Raw genomic sequence first — 9120 nt, 5'->3', positions numbered from 1 at the left:
TATTAGTGGATTGCCCGAGCGATCCATAGCTGTGCAGCTCACCGCCCACCCTTTGGGAACAGCGTGTGATGTCGGACTACCGGCCCGGACCTGCGGGGGAGTGTGGAGAACCTTGTGTCTACCTTCGGCAGGTACACCGCAACTATGAGAAGGGAAGTCCATGTCGAACGTCGAGTCGGTCTTCGCGACCGCCGCTGAACGCCTGCGGATCATCGCCCGGCAGGCAACTCCCGGTCCTTACCAACGGTCCCGGACCGTACCTGGCGCGTTGAGGTGCGTCGATGCCGACGACGGTGGTGAGCAGCATCTTGCGTTCGGGGTCGCCCGCAAGGAGGATTTCCGGTTGCTCGTTACCGCTGATCCGGGGGCGTTCGAGCTGCTGGCGTCGATTTTGGAGGTGACGTCGGCGTCCGACGATGCGGCTCCAGCGTTAGCTGAGTACGTCCGCTATCTCAGCCGAAAGATGGGTTTGCAGCTTCCCGAAATCGATTTCGGTATCGATCCTGTGCGAGCGCAGGCGGTTCCGGAGGTAGTTGCATCGCCTGTTCAGAAGAAAACTGTGATCGACGTTCCGCGCTCGGCGCCAGCCCGGGCTGCTGCTCCGGTCTTCGATGCCACCGATCTGTGACCGACAACTTGCGAAGGGGCCCCGCACAGTAAGACGGTGCGGGGCCCCGAATCATGACGGTCGGTCAGCCGGCCATCAACAGCTGATCTCCACGAAGCACGTCGTCGCCGATGCTGCGGTACATCTGCGCGGCGACATCTTCGGAGACATCGAATTCTGCATTGCGGCGCGCCGCGACAGCAGCGCGATGCGCCGCCTCGTTGAGCGCATGGCCTGAATGTCCCGGTACCCAACGCACTTGGCTGCCCGTCCGTTCGAGTGCACGCTGCAGCGCAACGACACGGTAGGCGTAGATCACGTCCATATGGGTGTAGAGGTCGTCCAGCGGCAGCTGGAGGTATTTCAAAGCGACGCGGCTGTCCGTCACAATCGACAGTCGCCTGCCGTGGTGTTGATTGACCGCGAGTGCGATGGCCAGGACCTCACCGACATTGATGTCGGTGATGGCAGGAAGCCATGCCGTATGCACGATTCCTTCCGCATCGACTGCTCCGATGCCGACACCGTTGTGCCGATAGCGTTTCGATGCATCAGTGCCGACGGCCAGCGCCGCGATCTTCCGCGGATTGACCGTTGGCTGCACGGCAGGGGCAGCTGGCTCTGGCAGTCGCTCGCCGGCACTAATGAGCATGGGCTGCAGGACGCCGGTCGGGAGGTTGACGATGCGGACGCAGGGGAAGCTGCCGGAGACGGCGATGAGCTCATTGCGAACACCTGAATGGTCGATGAACACGCTGGTACGCGAAAGTCCTTCTGCTGCTCGGCGATACAGCCACTCGAATGCGTCGAGAGCAAGTACTGAGACCGGCGTTTGGGAGGGACGGGTCAACACCTCGGTGTGCTGCGTTGCGCCGCGGCGGTAGACGATGACCGCGGTGCGCGGGCGCGCGTCGCAGATCGTGTTGTGGAGCGTGTTGTGGATCGGACGTTCGAAGCGAATGACAGCGGTGTCGATCGACTGTTCATTGCGTCGGCACCATGCCTCCCAGGATGACTGAAGTGTCAGCTGGTGCTGGAGTAGCTGTAAGGCGGCGGAGGGTGTGCACATGGGAACAATTCCTGTCCTTCGTGTAGTGGTCCGGTTGGATTCTCGCCGGGACGTTCTCCACGGTAAATTCGCTGCCCCAGGGTGTTTCAGTTACCAGCCGCTGCCGCTGTCACGGTGTCGGGCAGACTGAATCGCAATTGAGCTTGTTCGCAATGTAGAACCGGCCAGCAGTCGAAACGACGGTGTACTGCTGGTAGTACTCGTGGATCAGTCCGTCGGGTGTCGCCAACGTGAGCTTCACGTTGTAGACATTCTCGGCTTCGGTGCTGGTGATCACGATGTTGCGTTTGACGCCCCGGTCGACGCGGTCCACGTCGGTTTGGATTGCCGCTGCTGTTGCTGGGGTGTTCTGGCTGGGGACCAGAAACGCAGCCGCCGCCGCACCGCTGCGTTGGTCGTAGTACGCGTTGTCGAAACCGAGGATGACTCCGGGGCCGCTGGTGGTGTCACCGATGGACGGTGCGTCAGCGACAGTGCTCGGCGTGGTGACGGTGCTGGTCACGGCTGCGGTCGTTTGGGGTGTTGCCGAGGTGCCGTCACTGTCGGCAGGTTGCTTGACGACGATGACGATGCCGATTGCGACGGCCACAGTGGCGGCGAGGCCCCCGACGATACGCAAGGTCCGCCGTCGCCCCGCTGGTGTTCGAGTCGGCTTTTGTGGGGTGCGCAGATACGCGTCGGTCTGAAATTGGGAAGACCCACTGTCGTATGTGTCCTCGTAGCTGTCGTAGCCGGGGTCGTGAGTGGCGGCTGAGGGTGTGAAGACTGGTTCCGCCGATTCCCACGGATCTATCGGTGCGGGCACGGCAGGGATCACTGTCGTCGCGTCGTCATCTAAAGGCTGAGCTGAGATCGACGGTTCCGAGGGCGGAGAAGCGATCTCGTCCTGGACGAATCCGCCACCGAATTCGTTCTCCGGCGTCCACTCTGTGCCCCATTCAGGATCTGCGTCCCAGGATTCTGTCCGTACCGATTCCCTCTCGAAACCGTTGTTGGTGATGTCAGGGTCCGGTTCTACGCGTCCGCGTGCCATGGCGTTCCTCCGTCGGCTCGATTAGTGCTCTAACTACGACCGCGGACGGTAGCGGTTGGCTTCTCCGATGGTTCTCATCTCGATGAATGCGCACTGCGAGCGCGCTCCTGAAGGACCGGCCGGCCGTATCGCAGCGGCCGCATCGCGCGGTTCGGCGCCTCCTTACTCGTCGGGCTCAGATGGGGGGACTGCTCGATGAGGTCAGGGTGGAGAACCCTGTCTCTACCGTCTGCAAGCGTCGGATCTCGCAAGGATCGCGGCGCGCGAATCACCAAGTTTCACCAGGCTTCCTGGCAGGTGTGCGTTGCCGACTCTCGCGGGATTCGTCGGGTTGAGCTCGATCGGAGTTCGGCCCTCCTTGAAGTGCGCACGAGAGGAACTCAATGCCCAAGAAGCACAGGAAGCCACGCAAGCGGTGGATCGCTCCAACTGCGATCGCGGCCGGAATCAGCACGAGCGCGATGTTCGGCGCGGGGATCGCTCACGCAGCACCGGAGTCAGGATGGAGCAATCCGGATCCCGGGCAGCAAGCGCCGGAGTCGGGATGGAGTAATCCGACTCCCACTCCGACCACTCCTGCACCTGCACCTGCCCCCGAACCCGCTCCGGTTGAGGAGAACCGGTCGTACTGGACCCCTCCGCCCCCGGAGTACACCGATGTCCAGTGGCGCCCATCACCTTCCGCCCAGTCGCCGTCGAATTCCGGAAATGGCTACACGGAGCCGACTTACACAGCTCCGGTCCGAGTCGAAGATCTGCACCTCCCGATCGCCGTCGATCCAATCGCGCCGATTCAGGCACCCGCGGAGCGTCTGCGGCTTGGTGACTTCGTCACCGACCAGCCGAACTGGTTGTCCGATGAGTACCTGGATCGAACCAATAACACCGCCGCGGTGATCGAAGCGCAGTACGGCACGGCCTGGAAGTCCATCGGCGTCGATGCCGAACGTAGTGATCGGATTGCGGCAGCCACCGTGGCAGGGGTCGCGACGGGAGCCTTGGGCGGTGCGGCTATCGCAGGCACGCCGTTTGCCGTTGGTGGTGCGCTCGTCGGCGGCACCATTGGCGGAAACATCGGCTTGACCCTCGGAAATGTTCTGGTTCCGGGTGTCGGCTGGGTGCCAGGTGGCGTGGCAGGAACAGCGGTGGGCGCCGGTGTCGGGGCTGCGGTGGCGGGCGTGCCTGCGGCATTGGTGGGTGGCGCAGTCGGCGGTGTCGCCGGTGGACTCGCGGGTACCGCATTCGGTGCCGGTGACACCACGAATACCCCCACCGAGTTCGACCTGCCTGATGTTGCAGAACCAGACACTGCGGCGATCACCGCGCAGGTGACGGAGACGCTCGCACAGCAGCAGCCTCAGGTCGCCGAGTTCGTCCAGGACACGGTCGCCTCGGCGCCGCAGGTCGTGGAGCAGGTTACCGAGCAGGTCGCAACTGCCCGTGAGGCAACGCTGGCTCAGCCTGGTGGTGAAGATGTGATCGCTGGTTTGGATGCTGCAGCGAAGGAGCTCGACTACGCCTTCGGTCCTGTGGCCGCGATGGTCAACGACGCAGTGGCGGCAGCTACTGCGGGTGTCAATCCGGCCTGAGCTGTCGGATACACGAAGGCCCTGAGATTGACGATGTAGCCAATCTCAGGGCCTTCGGGCTTCTCCGGCCTTTCGGCTTCGAGCAGAGGGGTCGGGAAGTCGATTGGAAAGTCTCCTCTTACTTCACATCTGAGAAAGGTTGACCGCTATGTCAACGGGAAAACGACCACAATTTCTTGCACGTATGTCCGCTGTGGCGGTCACTGTGGCAACTGCCGGACTCGCTTTCACTGGCGTCGCAAGCGCCGATACGCCACCAGTCACTCCGAGTATCGGAGGGGACGATATCTGGCCTGTCGAAAACCTCGAGGTATGTGGAGGGCCGATCCACCTCGATCGCGAGACCGACCGAGAGCGCCCTGGGAACCTCGAAATTATTGCGACTCCACGCGGGGCTTTCGGCGCTAGTTCGCAGTGTGCCACCACCATTCAGGTTGACTGGATCAACGGCATCGCGCCATTTGTTCACACGACGTGGGCACAGCTGGACCGCGCGGGAGCCACGCGAATCGACATTCCGGCTGGGGCTGGCGTCAGCCTGGTGACGGTCTCGGTGGTACCGCAACGCGCACTCGCGGTATCGAACTACGTTTGGATCGCTCCCTGAAACGCCGACGATAACGCCAGCCACGCTGTCACCGCTTGTTCTGAGCCCTCGGAGATCACTCGTGAACCTCCGGGGGCTCTGGCGTACCTAACCTGCCGACATGTGACATCGAACGCATGTTCGACTACCGTAGGGAGGGGCGCGGCTTACGGCAGGAGGGCAGCTCAACATGGCAGAACTGTCCGACCAGGTCACCCCCGTTCCAGAAGTCCTCAGCAAGGCGGAAAAGCTCGAACAACTCCGCCGGAAAATGGCGTCGATTCCCGCCCGCTCCGACGGCACCGAACCAACCACACCGTCGGTGATGCTCCGGCCGGTCGACGAGCGCGAGCCGACGCCCATCGTGGCCACAGCGCAATCAACCCTCAGAATGCTTCCCGTCCCCAAGCCGATCGGCGACCTACTCCCACGCGGGGGACTGGCACGCGGAACCGTCGTCAGCGTCGACGGCGCAGCCTCAGTCCTCATCGGACTACTCGTCACCATCACCGCCGCCGGCGGCCACGTTGCCGTGATCGGAATGCCCGGACTCGGACTCCTCGCCTTCCACGAGCAAGGCGGAGATTTAGCGAAGGTCGCCCTCGTGCCCCAGCCAAAGGACGCCGGAATCGACTGCGCCGCAATTCTGCTGGAGGGTTTCGACGTCGTTGTCCTAGGACTCGCCGGAGGCGCCGTGACGCCCTCCCGGGGTCGGGCAGTGACAGCAAGGGCGCGAAGTAAGGGATCGCTGCTCATCGTGACAGAAGGCCAGTGGGACGGCCCGGATCTGCGAATTTCGTCCCGCGTCTCCGGGTATTCAGGATTATCAGCGGGGAGAGGACGTGTGACAGGCATTCAGCTCGACGTCGCGGCCGCCGGCAAAGGATTCCAACAACGCACCGGACGCATGGAAATCCGCGACGAAACCGGACAACTCCGCTGGGTAACAGTCGAGGACACCACCCTCGTCGCGACACCGCCATTGATGGCAGCGCAGTGATCAACACCGACCACTGGACCGAACGCTGGCCCGATCACCCCGTGATCAGGACGTTCGACCCGCCTAGAGCAGTGAAAGTCGACATCGGGAGGGCCCTCCCGCTCGGACGCGGGGGAGCCTCTCGGGCCGATCATGTGAGCATGCGGGTGAAAACGTCCGCGCTCTACATGTCCGGGTATCTCGATGCAACCCAGCAGTTTTGGGTCAAAATGCACGATGGGCAATGGTTGGCCGGGGTGACCGTGCGGGTGACCGATGCCGGCGGAACCAACCTCGTCGAGATCGACATGCTGGTCACCGCCGATGCCGTCACCGAAGTGTCGGCTACGTAGCTCGTCTCCGAGAGCCGCCGTCAAGACTTCCGAGCTGCCAGGTCAGTGGGAAGGCCGGCAATGGAGAAGGGTGGTGAGACCGTTCGTGAGCGGCAACCGTCGCAGATCATTATCGAGGAGACGAAACACCATGGACGACGAGACCGGTATCCCGACAGGTCCCAAGGCGCAGGGCGATATTCGCCGTCAGCCGCGTGAGTACCGCATCGTGAATTGGGGAGAAATCCCGAAGAATCTAGTCGACGCAGTCCAGGTCGGAAACTACCCACCTCATACTCCAACTCTTCCGGAAGAGCGCATAGCTAGCTGGCTATATCGCATCTTCGCTCATGGAAAGGCGAATGAGAAAAAGGTCAACGACGCAGTCTCTGTCACCACGTGGCCCAGCGAACCCACGGCGCCACAACGCCGCATCATGGAACTCGTCGTCGAGGCTGAAGACGCGCGGGAATCGATTGAGGATGGTCTCGGCTCGCCGCTGGCGGTTGTTCGCGAGTACCCCGAGGTGGATCTCCGCCGAGACTGCAACGAGATCGGCGTCGCCGCCTATCGACTCCTCAGCCAGAACGGAAATGGCAACGTCAGCCATCACACGCACAGCACCATCGACAGCGTGGAGGAACTCGCGCGACGTGTAAACGCGATCACCCGCTTCTCCGCTGCGGTCCGAGAAAGTCGACGCGCAACTGCTTGAATCCCGTCGATGCACTGACCGGCGAGTGAAGCTGTCCGCCAACCCCGCCGGAGATCAGAGCAGCAATCGGTGGGGTTGGCTCGAAGACTTCCTCCGGATCGGCGCCCCAGAGATTGCCCGCCATTACAGGCGTCTCGGACGAGACATCGGCCGATCGGCACTTGCGCTGCACAGCACGTTCTCACCGTCTACCCGCAATTGCCGAAAAAATCACGGACACCGCAAATCGCCTGGTATCCAAAGGGCCGGAACACTATTGGCACGTCGGGTGGGAACTGTTCCTACGTCTACTGCCACACCACATCTAGCGTGCAGATCACTCGATCCGGCCGCCCGGCAGCAGCAGCTAATACGGACCATGTGCCGTTCTCTGTACGACGATAGGGCACCGATGTGTCATGGCTTCCGGACACTTCCGCGGGTATGGATGACGCCCACACCACGGTTCTCAGACGACTGAAACATCGCGCGGCCGGGCCGGAAAACTGATGGGCCCCACAACCCACCAGGAGCTAACCGTGCCAAATGTTCAATCGCCTACCGCTCGAAAAATTGCTACCTCCGTTGCCGAAGCGTGGCACCGGAGTTCGAACAACTCGTCAACTTTGGAGATTCCGCTTGGCATCGTGGCGACATTTTCCCTTCATGCCCAGCACCGTAAGTCTGCCGACCATTCCCCTTGTGCCCTTGTCCAACTCGATCGCGAGGACCGTATCGCGGCCCTGCGCGCGACTTGGGCACTGACGTGGCTCTCCGATCCGTACCTCGTGGAAATCGCATCACCACTTCACCGGTGGCTCGACGACGAGATCAGCGACGAAACCATTCGAACTATTCGCGTCATTTTGGATGCGGCACACACTGCCGGGCTTCCATCCCTCGTTGATCGCAGGGGCAGCGTCCCGGCCTTCGACGTCCTCGGGTTCCTTGTCACCGAGCTGCGACCAGCTCGCGCGTCAACACCTTGGCGAGTTCTACACACCTCCCGAGGTCGCAGATGTGATGGCGGCCCTCACACTGCCTGAACTTCCCACCCCGGGGGCTCTTTTCGCTGATCCGACAGCTGGGACCGGTGGCCTCCTCGCTGCGACCGCTAACCGCATCCGCATTCTCGGCGGCAATCCTCGCGACTATGTCTGGGAAATGTCCGACATCAATCATCTGTCTGTCGCATGCGCGGCAGCGAACGCGGCCATCTGGGGACTTGGGGTGAATGTTCTTGTGTATCGCGCCGATACTTTGGCTCCGGGTGATCACCGTGCCGAGGCTCTGGCCACACGCGCTGGCGTGCTCGAACATCACCGAACCACGCTCGGGGCTGCACGTTTGGCTGTCCTGCTAACGGGGAGCGCGGCAGTCGGTTCACCTGCATGTGCAGCGGTGTGAAGTGATTGAACCCGGCGGGCACCAGCTCAGGCCTTCTTGGCTGAGCTGATGCCCCATCGGGGACTATGTCCCACCGATCCAACCGCGGTGTGCGCCACCTGGCTGTCCGATCGCGGGGGATCGGGAACCGTCAAGTCAGTAATCGGCCGTCCGCAACATTGAGTGGATCCACTGAGCTACAAAGGAATCAGATGAGCAAAGTCACGCGTCCTCGAGATCGCCATGAACCCACCCAAGCCTCACAGAATTGACCGAACCCCGTTCGGCGAACACGACCTCGAAGCCATCTCACGGCGATGTGGAGAAACCTACTTCGCCAGGTCCGGCGGATCCGCGACTGTCGAAGAGGTCATGGACGATTGGGACCTGCGCGATGGATTTCTGGTCTGCCGCCCCGACGTGGGGACCATGTGGGTTCGTCACGGCACTGTTGACGGTGAGGCTGCATGGTGGGTGGAGGTGCCCTCTGGCAACACTGGGTGGAACTATCACGCGCACTTTCCGGGCATCCTCACAGGTGAATGGGTCTATTGGCTCTACTCGCAGTGGTTGGCGTGAAGCGATCGATGTCTCCACAAAGTGTGTGATGACGCTCCCGGGCGGTGTCAGAGTCTTCGAATGTCACGAGTGCGGGCATGATGTGGGTCAGGCTTTTGGGGCAGGAGAGGCCTTGTTTGCGGCATCGGACACGTGGAGAGCGTGGGCGGATGTGAGTACTGCAAGTGACGAAGACGGGGGATCCGATGGGTAAGGCGAAGAGTAAGCGGAAAACTGTTGTGCGAGAAGCAGCTCCGAAGCACACCCCGGGCGCTCAACTGCGGCAC

Annotated in this window: 10 protein-coding genes; 8 read left to right on the top strand and 2 right to left on the bottom strand. The window is 62.1% G+C overall.

The annotated features are described in order from the left end of the window. The first annotated feature begins 160 nt into the window (after positions 1–160). Positions 161–628 carry a hypothetical protein gene (locus tag ACFWEM_RS27545; RefSeq protein WP_378538939.1) on the top strand — a complete coding sequence of 156 codons (468 nt, stop codon included), beginning with the start codon at positions 161–163 and terminating at the stop codon, positions 626–628. A gap of 64 nt (positions 629–692) precedes the next feature. Here the strand turns inward: ACFWEM_RS27545 and ACFWEM_RS27540 are convergent, their stop codons facing one another. Beyond that, entirely contained in the window at positions 693–1676 is a 984-nt protein-coding gene (locus ACFWEM_RS27540; protein ID WP_378538938.1) for an RNase H family protein, read from the bottom strand. A gap of 109 nt (positions 1677–1785) precedes the next feature. Continuing rightward, a complete protein-coding gene (locus tag ACFWEM_RS27535; RefSeq protein ID WP_378538937.1) occupies positions 1786–2709 on the bottom strand; it encodes a hypothetical protein in 924 nt (307 codons plus the stop codon). Positions 2710–3092: 383 nt separating this feature from the next. Here ACFWEM_RS27535 and ACFWEM_RS27530 point away from each other — a divergent pair, with 383 nt between their 5' ends. The 7 genes from ACFWEM_RS27530 to ACFWEM_RS27500 all read left to right on the top strand — a co-directional run bounded on the left by ACFWEM_RS27530 (position 3093) and on the right by ACFWEM_RS27500 (position 8854). After that, positions 3093–4298 carry an insoluble domain protein gene (locus tag ACFWEM_RS27530; protein ID WP_378538936.1) on the top strand — a complete coding sequence of 402 codons (1206 nt, stop codon included), beginning with the start codon at positions 3093–3095 and terminating at the stop codon, positions 4296–4298. 148 nt (positions 4299–4446) lie between these two features. Beyond that, a complete protein-coding gene (locus tag ACFWEM_RS27525; RefSeq protein ID WP_378538935.1) occupies positions 4447–4905 on the top strand; it encodes a hypothetical protein in 459 nt (152 codons plus the stop codon). 169 nt (positions 4906–5074) lie between these two features. Next, on the top strand, positions 5075–5884 hold the full coding sequence (locus ACFWEM_RS27520; protein ID WP_378538934.1) for a hypothetical protein: 810 nt from the start codon (positions 5075–5077) through the stop codon (positions 5882–5884). Next, a complete protein-coding gene (locus tag ACFWEM_RS27515) occupies positions 5881–6216 on the top strand; it encodes a hypothetical protein (protein WP_378538933.1) in 336 nt (111 codons plus the stop codon). Before ACFWEM_RS27520 ends, ACFWEM_RS27515 begins: the two co-directional genes overlap by 4 nt. 130 nt (positions 6217–6346) lie before the next feature. Then, positions 6347–6910, top strand: coding sequence for a hypothetical protein (locus ACFWEM_RS27510; protein ID WP_378538932.1), 564 nt, complete (start codon positions 6347–6349; stop codon positions 6908–6910). An 849-nt stretch (positions 6911–7759) separates the two neighbouring features. Beyond that, positions 7760–8296 carry an N-6 DNA methylase gene (locus tag ACFWEM_RS27505; RefSeq protein ID WP_378538931.1) on the top strand — a complete coding sequence of 179 codons (537 nt, stop codon included), beginning with the start codon at positions 7760–7762 and terminating at the stop codon, positions 8294–8296. A 222-nt stretch (positions 8297–8518) separates the two neighbouring features. Continuing rightward, positions 8519–8854 carry a hypothetical protein gene (locus tag ACFWEM_RS27500; protein ID WP_378538930.1) on the top strand — a complete coding sequence of 112 codons (336 nt, stop codon included), beginning with the start codon at positions 8519–8521 and terminating at the stop codon, positions 8852–8854. The last annotated feature ends 266 nt before the right edge of the window (positions 8855–9120 follow it).

This window comes from Rhodococcus sp. NPDC060176, from assembly GCF_042728675.1.
In the GTDB taxonomy this organism is placed as follows: Bacteria; Actinomycetota; Actinomycetes; order Mycobacteriales; family Mycobacteriaceae; genus Rhodococcus_F.
This window is presented reverse-complemented; position numbering and strand designations above follow the sequence as displayed.

Excerpts from the sequence above, each read along its gene's own strand:
- ACFWEM_RS27545 (WP_378538939.1), top strand. The coding sequence starts at position 161 with ATGTCGAACGTCGAGTCGGTCTTCGCGACCGCCGCTGAACGCCTGCGG.
- ACFWEM_RS27540 (WP_378538938.1), bottom strand. The coding sequence starts at position 1,676 with ATGTGCACACCCTCCGCCGCCTTACAGCTACTCCAGCACCAGCTGACA.
- ACFWEM_RS27535 (WP_378538937.1), bottom strand. The coding sequence starts at position 2,709 with ATGGCACGCGGACGCGTAGAACCGGACCCTGACATCACCAACAACGGT.
- ACFWEM_RS27530 (WP_378538936.1), top strand. The coding sequence starts at position 3,093 with ATGCCCAAGAAGCACAGGAAGCCACGCAAGCGGTGGATCGCTCCAACT.
- ACFWEM_RS27525 (WP_378538935.1), top strand. The coding sequence starts at position 4,447 with ATGTCAACGGGAAAACGACCACAATTTCTTGCACGTATGTCCGCTGTG.
- ACFWEM_RS27520 (WP_378538934.1), top strand. The coding sequence starts at position 5,075 with ATGGCAGAACTGTCCGACCAGGTCACCCCCGTTCCAGAAGTCCTCAGC.
- ACFWEM_RS27510 (WP_378538932.1), top strand. The coding sequence starts at position 6,347 with ATGGACGACGAGACCGGTATCCCGACAGGTCCCAAGGCGCAGGGCGAT.
- ACFWEM_RS27505 (WP_378538931.1), top strand. The coding sequence starts at position 7,760 with ATGCGGCACACACTGCCGGGCTTCCATCCCTCGTTGATCGCAGGGGCA.
- ACFWEM_RS27500 (WP_378538930.1), top strand. The coding sequence starts at position 8,519 with ATGAACCCACCCAAGCCTCACAGAATTGACCGAACCCCGTTCGGCGAA.